Origin of the sequence: Cyanobium sp. Cruz CV13-4-11, from assembly GCF_024346055.1 — a bacterium.
Lineage (GTDB): Bacteria > Cyanobacteriota > Cyanobacteriia > PCC-6307 > Cyanobiaceae > Cyanobium.
Genome location: NZ_JAGQCH010000011.1, coordinates 62,802 through 78,435, shown reverse-complemented (window position 1 = coordinate 78,435; position 15,634 = coordinate 62,802). Strand labels below are relative to the sequence as shown.

The 15,634-nt window shown below is 69.7% G+C and carries 17 protein-coding genes; 8 read left to right on the top strand and 9 right to left on the bottom strand.

The genetic code is table 11. The features are described from left to right. Positions 1-44 precede the first annotated feature (44 nt). Genes KBZ12_RS10085 through KBZ12_RS10070 form a run of 4 tightly spaced genes read left to right on the top strand, consistent with a single transcriptional unit; the run spans position 45 to position 5,153 of the window. Entirely contained in the window at positions 45-599 is a 555-nt protein-coding gene (locus KBZ12_RS10085) for a DUF4334 domain-containing protein (protein WP_254957812.1), read from the top strand. A gap of 60 nt (positions 600-659) precedes the next feature. Continuing rightward, positions 660-1,595 carry an oxidoreductase gene (locus KBZ12_RS10080; protein ID WP_254957811.1) on the top strand — a complete coding sequence of 312 codons (936 nt, stop codon included), beginning with the start codon at positions 660-662 and terminating at the stop codon, positions 1,593-1,595. 51 nt (positions 1,596-1,646) lie between these two features. Beyond that, positions 1,647-4,637 carry an excinuclease ABC subunit UvrA gene (gene uvrA, locus KBZ12_RS10075; protein ID WP_254957808.1) on the top strand — a complete coding sequence of 997 codons (2,991 nt, stop codon included), beginning with the start codon at positions 1,647-1,649 and terminating at the stop codon, positions 4,635-4,637. A gap of 3 nt (positions 4,638-4,640) precedes the next feature. Beyond that, entirely contained in the window at positions 4,641-5,153 is a 513-nt protein-coding gene (locus tag KBZ12_RS10070; protein ID WP_254957807.1) for a TerB family tellurite resistance protein, read from the top strand. A gap of 4 nt (positions 5,154-5,157) precedes the next feature. Here the strand turns inward: KBZ12_RS10070 and KBZ12_RS10065 are convergent, their stop codons facing one another. Both KBZ12_RS10065 and purT read right to left on the bottom strand, forming a co-directional pair. After that, the gene (locus KBZ12_RS10065) at positions 5,158-6,087 is read right to left on the bottom strand and encodes an LCP family protein (RefSeq protein ID WP_254957806.1); all 930 of its coding nucleotides are present in this window, start codon (positions 6,085-6,087) and stop codon (positions 5,158-5,160) included. A gap of 135 nt (positions 6,088-6,222) precedes the next feature. Further along, positions 6,223-7,428: a formate-dependent phosphoribosylglycinamide formyltransferase gene (gene purT / locus KBZ12_RS10060; protein WP_254957805.1), complete on the bottom strand. Its 1,206-nt coding sequence runs from the start codon at positions 7,426-7,428 to the stop codon at positions 6,223-6,225. A 61-nt stretch (positions 7,429-7,489) separates the two neighbouring features. Here purT and KBZ12_RS10055 point away from each other — a divergent pair, with 61 nt between their 5' ends. Beyond that, positions 7,490-7,681, top strand: coding sequence for a 5'-phosphoribosylglycinamide transformylase (locus KBZ12_RS10055; protein WP_254957804.1), 192 nt, complete (start codon positions 7,490-7,492; stop codon positions 7,679-7,681). A 30-nt stretch (positions 7,682-7,711) separates the two neighbouring features. On the opposite strand, the gene KBZ12_RS10050 is transcribed toward KBZ12_RS10055, so the two are convergent. The 3 genes from KBZ12_RS10050 to KBZ12_RS10040 all read right to left on the bottom strand — a co-directional run bounded on the left by KBZ12_RS10050 (position 7,712) and on the right by KBZ12_RS10040 (position 9,385). After that, positions 7,712-7,960: a hypothetical protein gene (locus KBZ12_RS10050; RefSeq protein ID WP_254957803.1), complete on the bottom strand. Its 249-nt coding sequence runs from the start codon at positions 7,958-7,960 to the stop codon at positions 7,712-7,714. Positions 7,961-8,022: 62 nt separating this feature from the next. Continuing rightward, positions 8,023-9,099 (bottom strand): phospho-N-acetylmuramoyl-pentapeptide-transferase, encoded by a 1,077-nt coding sequence (gene mraY, locus KBZ12_RS10045; RefSeq protein ID WP_254957802.1) that lies wholly within the window; start codon positions 9,097-9,099, stop codon positions 8,023-8,025. A 34-nt stretch (positions 9,100-9,133) separates the two neighbouring features. Next, positions 9,134-9,385, bottom strand: a complete 252-nt coding sequence (locus KBZ12_RS10040) for a DUF3134 family protein (RefSeq protein ID WP_216907275.1) — start codon at positions 9,383-9,385, stop codon at positions 9,134-9,136. Positions 9,386-9,436: 51 nt separating this feature from the next. On the opposite strand from KBZ12_RS10040, the gene KBZ12_RS10035 reads away from it, so the two are divergent. Both KBZ12_RS10035 and KBZ12_RS10030 read left to right on the top strand, forming a co-directional pair. After that, positions 9,437-9,694, top strand: coding sequence for a hypothetical protein (locus tag KBZ12_RS10035; RefSeq protein ID WP_254957801.1), 258 nt, complete (start codon positions 9,437-9,439; stop codon positions 9,692-9,694). Positions 9,695-9,702: 8 nt separating this feature from the next. After that, positions 9,703-10,950: an argininosuccinate synthase gene (locus tag KBZ12_RS10030; RefSeq protein WP_254957831.1), complete on the top strand. Its 1,248-nt coding sequence runs from the start codon at positions 9,703-9,705 to the stop codon at positions 10,948-10,950. Here the strand turns inward: KBZ12_RS10030 and KBZ12_RS10025 are convergent. The 4 genes from KBZ12_RS10025 to KBZ12_RS10010 form a co-directional block, all read right to left on the bottom strand. Beyond that, on the bottom strand, positions 10,913-11,509 hold the full coding sequence (locus KBZ12_RS10025) for a hypothetical protein (protein WP_254957800.1): 597 nt from the start codon (positions 11,507-11,509) through the stop codon (positions 10,913-10,915). The genes KBZ12_RS10030 and KBZ12_RS10025 overlap by 38 nt on opposite strands. 114 nt (positions 11,510-11,623) lie before the next feature. Beyond that, entirely contained in the window at positions 11,624-11,986 is a 363-nt protein-coding gene (gene rpsF, locus KBZ12_RS10020) for a 30S ribosomal protein S6 (protein ID WP_216906981.1), read from the bottom strand. Positions 11,987-12,077: 91 nt separating this feature from the next. Continuing rightward, positions 12,078-12,545: a Tic20 family protein gene (locus tag KBZ12_RS10015; protein WP_254957799.1), complete on the bottom strand. Its 468-nt coding sequence runs from the start codon at positions 12,543-12,545 to the stop codon at positions 12,078-12,080. Positions 12,546-12,581: 36 nt separating this feature from the next. Next, positions 12,582-13,496, bottom strand: coding sequence for a shikimate dehydrogenase (locus KBZ12_RS10010; RefSeq protein ID WP_254957798.1), 915 nt, complete (start codon positions 13,494-13,496; stop codon positions 12,582-12,584). Positions 13,497-13,672: 176 nt separating this feature from the next. Here KBZ12_RS10010 and dnaK point away from each other — a divergent pair, with 176 nt between their 5' ends. After that, positions 13,673-15,577, top strand: coding sequence for a molecular chaperone DnaK (dnaK, locus tag KBZ12_RS10005; protein WP_254957797.1), 1,905 nt, complete (start codon positions 13,673-13,675; stop codon positions 15,575-15,577). The last annotated feature ends 57 nt before the right edge of the window (positions 15,578-15,634 follow it).

The window sequence follows — 15,634 nt, the reverse complement described above, 5'->3', positions numbered from 1 at the left end:
CCGCGCCAGCGACGGACAATGGACGCCTGACGCCCAGGCCCGCTGTGGGTTCACCCACCCCCATCGCCACCACCGCCGAGGCCTTCGCCCGCTTCGACGGGCTCCCCCCCGTTGAGATCCCTTTCATGCTCGGTGCCTGGACGGGGGAGAGCGTCCCCACCGGCCACCGCCTCGACGGCGCCCTGGAAGCCTTCCATTGGCACGGCAAGCGCTTCGACAGCGCCGAGGCGGTGCACCCCCTGGTGTTCACCACCCTCGGCGGCGGCCTGATCTGCCTGGAGCCGAAGGCGATGGGTCCCGGGCTGCGCCTGAGCGACCGTTTCCCGGTCCCGAAATCGGCGCTGGCCGGCCGCCTCTTCCAGTTGCTGATGCCCCTGCTCAGCACGGCCCGTTCCAGTGCCCGGCTGCGGATGACCAGCTACCGCGGCGTTCTGAGCGCCACCATGCTTTACGACCACCTCCCCATCAACGATGTCTTCCGCAAGCTGGACGACGACACCGTGCTGGGCGTGATGGACTTCAAGGGCATGGAGACGCCCTTCTTCTTTCGGCTGCGCCGTGAAGGATCGGGTCCGTCACATTCCGTTACGATTTGCTGAGGCAACCCCTCTCCGAGGGGATCGCTTTCTCCGCATTGCTTTGCCCTTCTTTTGATCCCCATGCGCTGGACCGCCGCCGACATCCCTGACCAGTCCGGGCGGATCGCCCTGGTCACCGGCGCCAACAGCGGGCTGGGTCTGGAAACAGCCCGTGCCCTGGCTGCCAGGGGCGCCACCGTGCTGCTCGCCTGCCGTTCGCTGGCGAACGCCGAGCAGGCCCGGGAGGAGCTGCTCACGGCCGCCGCCTCCACCGGCGCCCTCGACGTGCTGCACCTCGACCTGGCCGACCTGGCCAGCGTGGCCGCCGCCGCCGGCACCGTCGCGGAGCGCTACGGCCGCCTCGACCTGCTGATCAACAACGCCGGCGTCATGGCGCCGCCACGCCGCCTCACCCGCCAGGGTTTCGAACTCCAGTTCGGCACCAACCACCTGGGTCACTTCGCCCTCAGCCTCGCCCTGCTGCCGCTGCTGCGCGACCGGCCCGGTGCCCGGGTGGTCACGGTCACCTCCGGGGCCCAGTATTTCGGTCGCATCGCCTTCGACGACCTCCAGGGCGAGCGCCGCTACGACCGCTGGGGCGCCTACGGCCAGAGCAAGCTGGCCAACGTGATGTTCGCCCTGGAGCTGCAGCGCCGCCTGGCTGAGCAGGGCAGCCCCGCCCTCTCCCTGGCCGCCCACCCCGGCTTCGCCCGCACCAATCTCCAGCCCACCTCCATCGCCGCCACCGGCTCCCGCCTTGAGCCCCTCGCCTACCGGCTGATGGATCCCCTGTTCCAGAGCGCCGCCATGGGGGCCCTGCCCCAGCTGTTCGCCGCCACAGCTCCTGATGCCAAGCCCGGTGGCCACTACGGCCCCGACCAGTGGGGCGGCCTACGGGGCTGGCCCACGCAGGTGCGCATCGCCCCGGCCGCCCTCGACGCCGACCAGTGCCGGCGCCTCTGGGAGGTGAGCCAGGAATTCTGCGCCCAGGCCGCCCCGCTGCCGGCCCTGGCCTGAGCCTGTCCAAGGGCTGACCGCCGTAGACTCATCGGCTGCCGACCACCCCCCATGCCCCGCGCCCGCGCCGGAACCACCAGCAAGGCCGAGGCAGACACCCCCGTGGTGGAGACCGCTCTGCGCACCCTCAACGGCGGCAGCCTCGAGGATGTGATCCGGGTGCGGGGGGCACGCCAGCACAACCTGCGCAACGTCGATCTCACCATCCCGCGCAACCGCATGGTGGTGTTCACCGGGGTGAGCGGCAGCGGCAAGAGCTCCCTCGCCTTCGACACGATCTTCGCCGAGGGCCAGCGGCGCTACGTGGAGAGCCTCTCCGCCTACGCCCGCCAGTTTCTTGGCCAGGTGGACAAGCCGGATGTGGATGCGATCGAGGGGCTGTCGCCGGCCATCTCGATCGACCAGAAGTCCACCAGCCACAACCCCCGCTCCACGGTCGGCACGGTCACGGAGATCCAGGACTACCTGCGCCTGCTCTACGGCCGCGCCGGCGAACCCCACTGCCCCCAGTGCAGTCGCTCGATCCGGCCCCAGTCCATCGACGAGATGGTGGACCAGATCCTCACCCTGCCCGAAGGCACCCGCTACCAGCTGCTCGCCCCAGTGGTGCGGGGCAAGAAGGGCACCCACGTGAAGCTGCTGGCGGGCCTGGTGGCCGAGGGCTTCGCCCGGGTGCGGATCAACGGCGAGGTGCGCGAGCTGGCCGACAACATCGAGCTCGACAAGAACCACGCCCACCACATCGAGGTGGTGGTCGACCGGCTGGTGGCCCGTGAGGGCATCAACGAACGCCTCACCGATTCCCTGCGCACCGCCTTGAAGCGCGGCGAGGGCCTGGCGCTGGTGGAGGTGGTGCCCAAGGCCAATGAGCCCCTGCCCGAGGGCGTGGAACGCGAACGGCTCTACTCCGAAAACTTCGCCTGCCCCGTGCACGGCGCCGTGATGGAGGAGCTTTCCCCCCGCCTGTTCTCCTTCAACAGCCCCTACGGCGCCTGCCCCGACTGCCACGGCATCGGCCACCTGCGCAAGTTCACGTTGGAGCGGGTCGTGCCCGATCCCTCCCTGCCGGTATACGCCGCCATCGCCCCCTGGAGCGACAAGGAGAACAGCTACTACTTCTCGCTGCTGTTCAGCGTCGGTGAGGCCTTCGGCTTCGAGCTCAAGACCCCCTGGAACCAGCTCAGCGAGGAGCAGCGCCAGGTGCTGCTGCAGGGCAGCCAGGAGCCGATCGCCATCAAGGCCGACAGCCGCTACCGCAAGAGCGAGGGCTACGTGCGGCCCTTCGAAGGGATCCTGCCGATCCTGGAGCGCCAGCTGCGCGATGCCAGTGGCGAATCCGTGCGCCAGAAGCTGGAGAAGTACCTGGAGCTGGTGCCCTGCGAAAGCTGCCATGGCCTGCGGCTGCGGCCCGAAGCCTTGGCGGTGCGGGTGGGGCCCTATGCCATCCACGAGCTCACCTCCGTGAGCGTGGCCGTCACCCTGGAGCGCATCGAGGCCCTGATGGGGGTGGGGGCCAGCGAAGGGGCGGAACCCCTGCTCAGCAGCCGCCAGATCCAGATCGGCGACCTGGTGCTGCGGGAGATCCGCATGCGCCTGCGCTTCCTGCTCGATGTGGGCCTCGATTACCTCAGCCTCGATCGCCCCGCCATGACCCTCTCGGGCGGGGAGGCCCAGCGGATCCGCCTGGCCACCCAGATCGGCGCCGGCCTCACCGGCGTCCTCTACGTGCTCGATGAGCCCAGCATCGGCCTGCACCAGCGCGACAACGATCGCCTGCTCGCCACCCTCACCAAGCTGCGCGACCTGGGCAACACCCTGATCGTGGTGGAGCACGACGAGGACACGATCCGCGCCGCTGACTACCTGGTGGACATCGGCCCCGGTGCCGGCGTCCATGGCGGCCACATCGTGGCCGAGGGTTCCCTCGACGACCTCCTCAACGCCGAGGACTCCCTCACCGGTGCCTACCTGAGCGGTCGCCGCTCCATCCCCACCCCCGCCGAGCGCCGTGATGCCGGCAGCCGCCGGCTCACCCTGGCCAACTGCACCCGCAACAACCTCCAGGGCATTGATGTGGAGATCCCGCTCGGCCGGTTGGTGTGCGTCACCGGGGTGAGCGGCAGCGGCAAGAGCACCCTGGTCAACGAGCTGCTGCATCCGGCCCTCGAGAACCGACTCGGCCTGAAGGTGCCCTTCCCCTCCGGTCTCGAGGAACTGCGGGGCATCAAGGCGATCGACAAGGTGATCGTCATCGACCAGTCGCCGATCGGCCGTACCCCCCGCTCCAACCCCGCCACCTACACGGGCGCCTTCGATCCGATCCGCCAGGTGTTCGCCGCCACGGTGGAGGCCAAGGCCCGCGGCTATCAGGTGGGCCAGTTCAGCTTCAACGTCAAGGGGGGGCGCTGCGAGGCCTGCAGCGGCCAGGGGGTCAACGTGATCGAGATGAACTTCCTCCCCGACGTCTACGTCCAGTGCGACGTCTGCAAGGGGGCCCGCTACAACCGCGAGACCCTGCAGGTCACCTTCCGGGGCCATACCATCGCCGATGTGCTGGAGATGACGGTGGAGCAGGCCGCCGAGGTGTTCGCCGCCATCCCCCAGGCCGGCGACCGGCTCAGCACCCTGGTGGACGTGGGGCTCGGTTACATCAAGCTGGGCCAGCCCGCGCCCACCCTCTCCGGCGGTGAGGCCCAGCGGGTGAAGCTGGCCACCGAGCTCTCCCGCCGTGCCACCGGCAAGACCCTCTACCTGATCGACGAGCCCACCACGGGCCTCAGCTTCTACGACGTCCACAAGCTGATGGACGTGATGCAGCGCCTGGTCGACAAGGGCAACTCGATCCTGGTGATCGAGCACAACCTCGATGTGATCCGCTGCGCCGACTGGCTGATCGACCTGGGCCCGGAGGGCGGTGACAAGGGCGGCCACATCGTCGCCATCGGTACCCCCGAGGCCGTGGCCGAGAATGCCGCCAGCCACACCGGCCGCTACCTGCGGCATGTGCTGGAGCAGCATCCCCCCATTCCCCTCGCGGCCTGACCCATGGCTGAACTCACCTCCGCCGCGGTCCTCTCCCAGGAGCAAGCGGCCCTGCTGCGCATCGTCTGCACCGTCGCCTGGGCCGACGGCGAATGCTCCACTGCTGAGCGGGAGCTGCTGGCTGAGCAGGTGGCCACCCACCTGCAGGGCGACAGCCCCGACAGCCTCGGCGACGCACAGTTGGAGGCCTTTCTGGCCGAGCGGCTGCCGGTGGCGGGCCTGGACGATCTGGTGACCCAGCTCAGCGGCTCCGACGACCGCCAGCTGGCCCTCAAGCTCAGCTACATGATGGTGCGGGTGGGCCGGCGCTCACCGGCGGAGTCCAGCATCAACGCGCAGGAACGGGTGGCCTACCGCCACCTGGTGGAGCTGCTCGGCCTGGATGACGCCAGGATTCAGGAGATCGAGTGGGCGGCCGAAGCCGATCTGCCCAGGAAGGAGGGGCTGGCCCAGCTGTTGGCCGAGCTCACCGCCGGCTGGCGCACCCCGGACGATGGCCGGGGCCCCGCCGCCTGAGGCCTCAGGGCAGCGGCTCTTCGCCGCTGCCGCTGGGGTAGGCCTGGTTGCTGTCGGGCATCCAGTAGCTGAGGTCGTTGTGCCAGTAGAGCCGGCCGGGCACCCGCTGGGTGCTCAGCTTCGTCTTGCCGAGGGCGGACATCAGCTGGGTCATCTCGATCGGCGACAGGTCGGTGACCATGTCGTTGCCGGCGATCTCCAGCAGGGCCGGCAGCCGGGCGATCGTGGTGGGATCAGCCAGCTTGCGGAACACCTGGGCCATCACCAGCCGCTGGCGCTCCATCCGGCCCAGGTCGCCCTGTTCGTCGTGGCGGAAGCGCAGGAAACCCTCCAGGTCGTTGCCCTTCAGCAGCTGCCTGCCGGGGTAGAGGTCGATGTAGAGGCCCTGGGCGTTGTCGACGTAGTACATGTGCTTGGGCACATCCACCTCGACGCCCCCGAGGGCTTCGGCCAGCTTGTTGACCGCGTCGAGGTTCACCTTGAGGTAGCGCTCCACCGGGGAGGCGAGCAGGCTGCCCACTTCCGCCTTGACGGTCTGGATGCCGCCGAGGGCGAACAGGGAGTTGGCCTTCACGACCCCCAGCTGGGGCGATTCGATGAAGGTGTCCCTGGGCACCTGGGTGATGTGGGTGATGTCGCCATCGAGCCGCACGGTGAACATCACGTCGGTGTTCTCACCCACGGAATCACGGCCGAGCACGAGGATCGGACGGTTCTCGATCGAGAGGGGATTCAGCACCGCCCCGATGCCGCGGGAGGAGGGAATTAGGCCGGCCAGGAACGGGGCGAGGCGAGCCGGCAGCGGACCGGCCAGGAGGGCACCCACCGCGATACCCAATCCGAAGGTGACCAGGGGGCGGCGCCTGGAGCGGTGCTGGGACGGGGGCCGGTGCTTCGGATCGGGCCTGGTGCTGGTCTTCTCAGGCAGCGCCACGGCCCCGAGTTCCTTCTTCTGCCGGGTCTTCCGGGAGCGAGAAAGCCTCGAGGGTGAGTGGGCCTGAGTCATTGTGCTATCCGCAGGGACGCACCATAGGGTTCAGAGCGGGGAAAAACCAGTGGTGGCGACGGTTCAGCCGCTGGTCTGCACCTGCACGAGGGCGGCGGCCCCATCGGCACGCCGGCGGGCGTCCGTCTCATCGTCACCGCGGGCCAGGGCCACCCCCATCCGCCGCCAGGGCCGGATCGCGGGCTTGCCGAAAATGAGCACCTGGGTGTCGGGTGCCGCCAGGGCCCGCTCCAAGCCCAGGTAGCTGGGTGTTCCGGGCCCGGCGGGGGCTTCGGGTCCGGCCAGGATCACCCGGGAGGCCGCCGCTCCAAGGCTGCGGATCTCGGGGATCGGCAGACCCAGCACCGCCCGCAGGTGCAGCTCGAATTCGCTCAGGTTCTGGCCCACCAGCGTCACCAGGCCGGTGTCGTGGGGCCGGGGCGAGAGCTCGGAGAACAGCACCTCCTCGGCGCCGGGTTCGCCGCAGAGGAAGAACTCCACCCCGAACAGGCCGGCGCCGCCCAGGTTGTCGGTGACGGCCTTCGCCATCGCCTGGGCCGCCGCCAGCTGGGCCTCCCCCAGCCGGGCGGGCTGCCAGCTGCACTGGTAGTCGCCCCGTTCCTGGATGTGGCCGATCGGCGGGCAGAACAGGGTGGGGCCCTGCCACTGCCGCACCGTCAGCAGGGTGATCTCCAGGCTGAAGCGCAGGAACTCTTCCACGATCACCCGCGCCCCCTCGCCCCGGGCACCGGCCATCGCCGCCTCCCAGGCGGCTTCGATCGCCTCGGGGCCGTGCACCACGCTCTGCCCCTTGCCCGAGGAGCTCATCACCGGCTTCACCACCACGGGCCAGCCCAGGGGGGCCGCCGCCGCCGCCAGTTCGGCGGCGCTTTCGGCATAGGCGAAGCGGGCGGCGCGCAGCCCCAGGCCCCGGGCGGCCAGGTCACGGATGCGGTCGCGGTTCATGGTCACCGCCGTGGCCCGGGCGGTGGGAATCACGGTGAGGCCCTCCGCCTCCAGTGCCGCCAGGGCGTCCACCGCCAGGGCCTCGATCTCCGGGATCACCACGTCGGGGCGATGGCGCCGCACCACCGCCTTGAGGGCGTCGGGGTCGGCCATGGCCACCACCTCGCGCACCTGCGCCACCGCCATCGCGGGGGCCTCGGCGTAGCGGTCGACGGCGATCACCCGGCAACCCAGCCGCTGGGCGGCGATGGCCACCTCCTTGCCCAGCTCGCCGCTGCCCAGCAGCATCACCGTCCGCGGGAAAGGGGAAGGGACTGGTGCCATGGAGAGGGAGCGGCTGGGGCGATCCTGACGCGGCGCGAGCCCTTTCCCCTAACGTGCCGCGATGCTTCCGGCTCTCCTCTCCACTCTTCCTGGCGTTGGCCCCCTCGCTTTCAGCACCGCCGGTGACGCGGCCAACGGGCTGCTGCCCTTCGGCTGGGATGTGGCCGGTTTCCAGAAATGGACGCTGATCTACCTGGGCGTCTCCTCCCTGGCCTTTGTGGTGGTGTGGCTGGTGGGCTACGTCCGCCGCTGAGGGTCCTGGCCTGCTCCGGCCTTACGGCGCTCAGGCGCTCGGTTCGTCCAGCAGGGTGAGCTGGCTTTCGGCCGATTCCTCGCTCACGAAGCCGTAGGCCCCGAACACCGCCGGGTCGGGGTGGGTGATGCGCTGCCCCTCCGGGTGGCGCTCCACCTTGAAGCCCTCGCCGGCCATGCGGCGCATCAGGGCGGCCGCCTCTTCGAACCGTGCCGCCATCGCCTCAAGGCTGGCGCAGTCGGCGGTGAGGCCCGTTTCCTTCCAGGTGAAAAACGCCATGGGCCCGGGTGCGACGGAGCGGTCGGTGGGGGTCGCCGTGATCGACGACAGGCAGGGGCAGCTCAGGGCAGCAGCACCAATCCCACCAGCACCAGTATCAGGCTGGCGCCCCACAGACCGAGCACGACGCGTTGCTCCGGCAATCCCCCCAGTTCGAAATGGTGGTGCAGCGGGGCCATGCGGAACAGGCGCCGCCCCTGGCCGTCGGGGCCCTTGGTGGCCTTGAACACCCCCACCTGCAGGATCACCGACAGGGATTCGGCCAGGAACACTCCCCCCATCAGCAGCAGGGGCCAGAGGCTGTCGGTCAGCAGGGCCACCGAGGACAGGGCGGCCCCCATGGCCAGGGAGCCCGTGTCGCCCATGAACACCCGGGCCGGGTGGCGGTTCTGGCTGAGGAAGCCCAGCCAGCAGCCCGCCATGGCCGTGCAGAAGGCGGCCAGCACCGGATCGCCCCCGTGGCCCCGCAGCATCAGCTGCAGCCCCATGCCGGTGAACACGATGGCGCCACAGCCGGCGGCCAGGCCATCGAGGCCATCGGTGAGGTTGGTGGCGTTGCTCTCGGCCAGGAACACGAACAGGGCCAGCGGCCAGATCAGCAACCCGAGGGTGAGCACCCGGCCGAAGGGCAGCCCCAGATCGCCGGGCACGCCGCCCCCGAGCCAGCCCCCCTGGTGGGCCCAGACCAGGAAGCCGACGGCGGCCAGGGCCTGGAGCAGCAGCTTGCCCCGGGGGCTCAGGCCCGTGTTGGTGCGGCGGGTGAGGCTGCGCCAGTCGTCGACGGCACCGATCGCCATGTAGGCCAGGGTGACCGCCGCCACCGCCAGCAGGCGGGGATCCTGCGGGCTGATCAGCCCTCCCACCAGCACCCCAACGGGCACCACAAGCAGGCCCCCCATCGTGGGCGTGCCCGCCTTGCTGTGGTGGGCCTGGGGGCCCTCATCGCGGATCACCTGGCCCAGCTTCAGGGCCCGCAGGCGGGGCACCCCGAGGGCCGCCACCCCCGCGCTGACCAGGGCCGCCACCACCAGCGGCAGGGTCAGCATGGAGTTGGCCACCAGGGCGTCGCTGGCCAGGCAGGCGGCCAACAGGATCAGGGCGAGCAGGGCCGCAGGCGTGCGGCCGTCGCGGGAGGCCATCGGAGGGGCTGCAGGGTGGTGACGGAGCGGACCGTCAGTCCTCCCAGTCTTCCTCGGAGGGCTCGTCGGCCGGGCTGTAATCCTCTTTCTCGCCCATCAGCGCCGACAGCTCCTCCTCTTCCACCGTGCTCACATCGGTGCTGGCCGTTTCCTCATCGGCCACCAGGCGGCCGCTGGCCTCCAGCAGGCTCAGCAGATCGGGCTCATCCCGCAGCGGCAGCACCGGCGCCGGCTCGTTGCGCCGGTAGCGGGTCAGGGAGGGATTGATCGTGTCGAGAATGCTCATGCCGTCAGGCTGGGTCGTCAAGGACCGACTTATTACCCTACCGCGCCGCCCATGACCCTCGCCAAGATCCTGGAAGTGGGCCGTCTCTGGTCGGCGGCCCTCGTGCTGAGCAGCCTGCTGGCCGCAGCCGCCGTCCGTTGGCCCCAGCCCCTGCCGATCCTGCCGGCGGTGGTGGCGGCCCTCGTGCTCGGGCCGCCCCTGCTCCTGGCCCTGGTGGTTCTGCTCCGCTGGCGCCTGCCGGCGGCGGACCAGGGGGGAGAATGGCCCCAGGCGACAGAATCGGTCGCCACAGAGCAGGAGCGTCACTGATGGCGGAGATGGGGCAGCAGTTGGCGGGCGGTGCACCGCCGACAGGAACGCCGCGTGCCGAGCGGGTGGTGCTCGCCTATTCCGGTGGTGTCGACACCAGCGTCTGCATTCCCTATCTCATGCGCGAGTGGGGGGTGAAGGAGGTGATCACCTTCGCCGCCGACCTGGGACAGGGCGACGAACTCGAGCCGATCCGCCTCAAGGCCCTGGCGGCCGGCGCCAGCCAGTCGCGGGTGGACGACCTGATCGATCCCTTCATCCGTGAGTTCGCCTTCCCCGCCATCCGGGCCAATGCCCTCTACGAGGGCCGCTACCCCCTTTCCACCGCCCTGGCCCGCCCCCTGATCGCCCGTCGCCTCGTGGAGGTGGCCCGGGAGGTGGGGGCCGACGCGGTGGCCCACGGCTGCACCGGCAAGGGCAACGACCAGGTGCGTTTCGATGTCGCCATCGGCGCCCTGGCCCCCGACCTCAAGGTGCTGGCCCCGGCCCGTGAGTGGGGCATGAGCCGCCAGGAGACGATCGCCTACGGCGAGCGCTGCGACATCCCGGCGCCGGTGAGCAAGAAATCCCCCTATTCGATCGACCTCAACCTGCTGGGCCGCAGCATCGAGGCCGGCCCCCTGGAGGATCCGATGGTGGAGCCGCCGGAGGAGGTCTTTGCCATGACCCGTTCGGTGGCGGACGCCCCGGCCGAGGCGCAGGTGGTGGAGATCGCCTTCGAGCAGGGCAATCCGGTGGCCATCGACGGCGAGCGTCTCGATCCGGTGGCCCTGATCCGGCGGGCCAACGCCCTGGCGGGGGCCCATGGCTTCGGCCGCCTCGACATGATCGAGAACCGGGTGGTGGGCATCAAGAGCCGCGAGATCTACGAAACCCCCGGCCTGCTGCTGCTGATCCGCGCCCACCAGGAGCTGGAGAGCCTCACCCTGGCCGCCGATGTGCTCCGCTACAAGCGCCAGATCGAGATGAGCTGGGCGGATCTGGTGTACCAGGGTCTCTGGTTCGGCCCCCTCAAGGACGCTCTTGACGGCTTCCTCGACCGCACCCAGGCGACGGTGAACGGCCTGGTACGGATCCGGCTGCAGAAGGGCAGCGCCACCGTGGTGGGACGCTCCAGCGCCAGCGACAGCCTCTATGTGCCCGACATGGCCACCTACGGGGCGGAGGATCTCTTCGATCACCGCGCCGCCGAGGGCTTCATCTACGTCTGGGGGATGCCTACGCGGTTATGGGCCGCCCGTCGTCGTGGCGACTGATCTTCTGGGTTGACCTCTCGCCCGGGCGCCCGTTGCTGTCCGGGCCGCCCAGCCGCAGGGCCCTCTTCAGGGCCTGACCCCAACCCTCCTTCCTGGCCACCGTGGGCAGCAGCAGGGGCTGGGGGCGGCCTGAGCCAGGGGGCGGGGGGCCGTCGGCGGCAGCCGGATTGAGGCTGTACAGCCGCTCCCGCAGGGCCTGGTTGTCGTCGAGCAGATGCTTCTGGTGCTCCATCACCGTGGCCAGACGCTGCTGAAACTTGCGCTCGAAGATCTCGGGCAGGTCCTCGAGCATTTCGTGCAGCGCCTTCAGTTCATCCCGGGCGGCCGCCAGCTCCATCTCGAGCTGCTGGGCCTCCGGTCCGGTGGTGGTGAGGGCGAGGCTCGAGGCCCCCGCGTCTGCCTGGGGGAGCTGGGCGGCAGGCCCATCGCCGAAGCTGAAGCTGGCCGGCGGCGGTGGCGCCAGAGGGGCCACCGGCTGGCCGGGGGTCAGCACGCTCGGTGCCGGTGTCGACGGGTTGGCGGGCCAACCGGAGGGGTTGTAGGCCGGCTGGGGCGGCACCACACGGGATGGGAGGGTTCTCTCTGGATAGGAGTCCTCCTTGTCCGAAGTTGTCATCGCCTAGCACCCATTGAGCGGACTGTAGGCCCAGCGCTCAGGGATGAACAACCGGGATCAGACCGCCGCGGGTTCGGTGGGGGCCACCTCGACGGCGGCGCCGGGGACGCTGCGGGGGGGAGGCATGGGGCCGTCCTGGATGACGGTCAGGTAGCGGATCACGTCTTCGGAGAGGCGCATGGCCCGCTCGAGCACGGCCACCTGCTGGCCATCGCCGCTGTGGTTCAGCTGCACATAGATGCCTTCCCGATGCTTGGCGATCGGATAGGCCAGCCGGCGCTTGCCGCGCATCTGGGTGTCGAGCACCTCGGCGCCGGCCTCGATCACGAGGTCGCGGTACTTGGCGACGTGGGTCTCGACTTCCTCCTCCGGAATGTCCGGCCGGAGGATGTACATGGTCTCGTAGTAAGGCTGCGTCATGGTCGCCTGGGGAGGGGCTGAGGGGCACGGAGCCTCTCAGCGACGGATCCATGAACCTATCGCAGCACCGCCGCCGCTTCGCAAGGGCCGTTCAGAAGAGCTGCATGCGCACCGCTTCCGACACGGTGGGGATGTCGGCTTCCTTGCCCCGCAGGCTCTGGACCACCGAGAACAGCACCAGCAGCAGGGTGCCGAGGAAGATCGTGTTGGAGAGGGTGCGGATGGCGAAGCCGGCGCCGAGGGGAGCCAGCACCGTGTCGAAGGCGAGGGTGAGCAGCACCAGCACGATGTCGATCAGGATCGCCTGGAGCACGTTGAAGCGGATCGGGTAGGGCACCTTGGGGTTGCGCACCACCAGCAGGAACAGCAGCAGGAACAGCACCAGGCCGCCGAAGGGAATGGCCTGCTCCAGAACCACCAGCGGCAGGGCCGGCACGGCCACCCACTGCAGCAGCGGGAACATGTCGAACAGGGCCTGGCCGAAGCGCAGGGCGTCGCTCAGGGGCAGCAGGTAGGCCAGGGCTCCTAGCAGCCGCTGCCAGATCGGAGGACCTTCCATGGGGGCTCTGGGCAAAGGCAGGACAGTGATCGCAGGCTAGGGGCCCTCCAGCCGGGCCATGGCGGCGGTCCGCATGGCGATGACCGGCATCTCCTGCAGCCCGCTCCAGAGCCTCAGGGAGGCGGCCCCCTGCTGCACCAGCATCTCGAGGCCGTCGATGGTGCGGCAGCCCTGCTGGCGGGCCAGGCGCAACAGGGCTGTGGGTCTGGGGGTGTAGATGAGGTCGTAGACGGTGGTCGCCGGTGACAGGGCCGCGATCTGGTCGGGGCGCAGGGGCGAGCGTTCCGCGGCGGCGGGATCGCCCGAGGAGGCCATGCCCACCGGCGTGGTGTTGACGACCAGATCGGCGCTCGCCAAGGCTGCGCCCAGGGGGTCCGCTGGGCCGGTGCCGTCAGGTCCCCAGACCAGGGGCACCAGGCCGGGGGCCCAGTCGGCGCAGGAGCGGATGAACGGCTCCAGGCGCGCGGCGTCGCGGCCCGCCACCTGGATGCGGTCCAGGCCCAGGTCCACCAGGCCCGCCACCACCGCCCGGGCACTGCCGCCGCAGCCCAGCACCAGTGCCTCACGGGCGGCCAGGGGCCGCAGCGGTGCCAGAAACCCCCCCACATCGGTGTTGGTGCCGAGCCAGCCGCCGCCCTCGCGTCGCACCAGGGTGTTCACGGCCCCCAGCCGCCGCGCCAGCGGCGTCAGCTCCTGCGCCAGGGCGGCCGCGGCCTGCTTGTGGGGCAGGGTGACGTTGAGGCCGCGGCAGTCGATCGCCGCCAGGGCCCGCAGCACCACGGCCAGGTCCGCCGCCGCCACCGGCAGGGCCAGGTAGGCCCAGTCGAGGCCCAGCTCGGCGATCGCCGCGTTGTGCATCGCCGGCGAGAGGGAATGGCGCACCGGATCCCCCAGCACCCCCACCAGGGCGGTGCCGCCACCGATCACCGGTGCTGTCGGGGGGGTCGCCATGGGCTCGCGCGGGCAGCTGCCGCCCGACCGTAGATCCGCCGGATCCCAGGCTCCGACAGGCCGCCGGCCCCGTCCCGGTACGGCACCGGTTCGGGAACCACCCCTCGCCTGGGTCAACCCCTGGTGCGGAAGATGGCGGAAGCCAGAAATTCATTCACACCAGGAGTTGGTCATCCATGGGCAAGGTCGTCGGTATTGACCTCGGCACCACGAACAGTTGCGTCGCCGTGATGGAGGGCGGCAAGCCCACGGTGATCGCCAACGCTGAGGGCTTCCGCACGACGCCGTCGGTGGTCGCCTACACGAAGAACCAGGACAAGCTGGTCGGGCAGATCGCCAAGCGCCAGGCGGTCATGAACCCGGAGAACACCTTCTATTCCGTCAAGCGTTTCATCGGCCGCCGGGTCGATGAGGTCAACGAGGAGTCGAAGGAAGTCAGCTACGGCGTCGAGAAGGCCGGCTCCAACGTCAAGATCAAGTGCCCGGTGCTCAGCAAGCAGTTCGCCCCCGAGGAGATCTCGGCCGAAGTGCTGCGCAAGCTGGCTGAAGATGCCGGCAAGTACCTGGGTGAAACCGTCACCCAGGCGGTGATCACCGTCCCCGCCTACTTCAACGATTCCCAGCGCCAGGCCACCAAGGACGCCGGCAAGATCGCCGGCCTTGAAGTGCTGCGGATCATCAACGAGCCCACGGCCGCGGCCCTGGCCTACGGCCTGGATCGCAAGAGCAACGAGCGCATCCTGGTGTTCGACCTCGGCGGCGGCACCTTCGACGTCTCCGTGCTGGAAGTGGGCGACGGCGTCTTCGAGGTGCTCTCCACCAGCGGTGACACCCACCTGGGCGGCGACGACTTCGACAAGGTGATCGTTGATCACCTGGCCGACAACTTCAAGGCCAACGAAGGCATCGACCTGCGCCAGGACAAGCAGGCCCTGCAGCGCCTCACCGAGGCGGCCGAGAAGGCCAAGATCGAACTCTCCAGTGCCACCCAGGCCGAGATCAATCTGCCCTTCATCACCGCCACCCCCGAAGGTCCCAAGCACCTCGACCTCACCCTCACCCGGGCCAAGTTCGAGGAGCTCGCCTCCAAGCTGATCGACCGCTGCCGGGTGCCGGTGGAGCAGGCCCTCAAGGACGCCAAGCTTTCCACAAGCGAGCTCGACGAGATCGTCATGGTGGGTGGTTCCACCCGCATCCCCGCGGTGCTGGAGCTGGTCAAGCGGATCACCAACAAGACCCCCAACCAGACGGTCAACCCGGATGAGGTGGTGGCCGTGGGTGCCGCCATCCAGGGCGGTGTGCTCGCCGGCGAAGTCAAGGACATCCTGCTGCTCGACGTCACCCCGCTCTCCCTGGGTGTGGAAACCCTCGGTGGCGTGATGACCAAGATGATCACCCGCAACACCACCATCCCCACCAAGAAGTCGGAGGTGTATTCCACCGCCGTCGACGGCCAGACCAACGTGGAGATCCATGTGCTCCAGGGCGAGCGCGAGATGGCTTCCGACAACAAGTCGCTGGGCACCTTCCGCCTCGACGGCATCCCCCCGGCCCCCCGCGGCGTGCCCCAGATCGAGGTCACCTTCGACATCGATGCCAACGGCATCTTGAGTGTCACCGCCAAGGACAAGGGCAGCGGCAAGGAGCAGAGCATCTCCATCACCGGGGCCTCCACCCTCAGCGACAACGAAGTCGACAAGATGGTGAAGGATGCGGAGGCCAACGCCAGCGCCGACAAGGAGAAGCGCGAGAAGATCGACCTGAGGAACCAGGCCGAGACCCTCATCTACCAGTCCGAGAAGCAGCTGGGCGAACTGGGCGACAAGGTGGGCGCCGAGGACAAGGCCAAGGTGGAGGGCTTCTCCGCCGACCTCAAGGAAGCCCTTGAGAAGGACGACAGCCCGGCCATCAAGGCCAGCCTCGAGCAACTCCAGCAGGCCCTCTATGCGGCCGGTGCCTCCGTGTACCAGCAGGCCGGGGCCGAGGGTGCTCCCGCCGGCGCCGCCCCCGGCGGCAATGGCAACGGCAGCGCCGCCGCCGCCGATGACGTCATCGACGCCGAGTTCACCGAGAGCAAGTGAGTTCTGGGCCGATCGGCCCGGATCCATCCGCACCAAGCCCCCCTCGGGGGGCTTTTT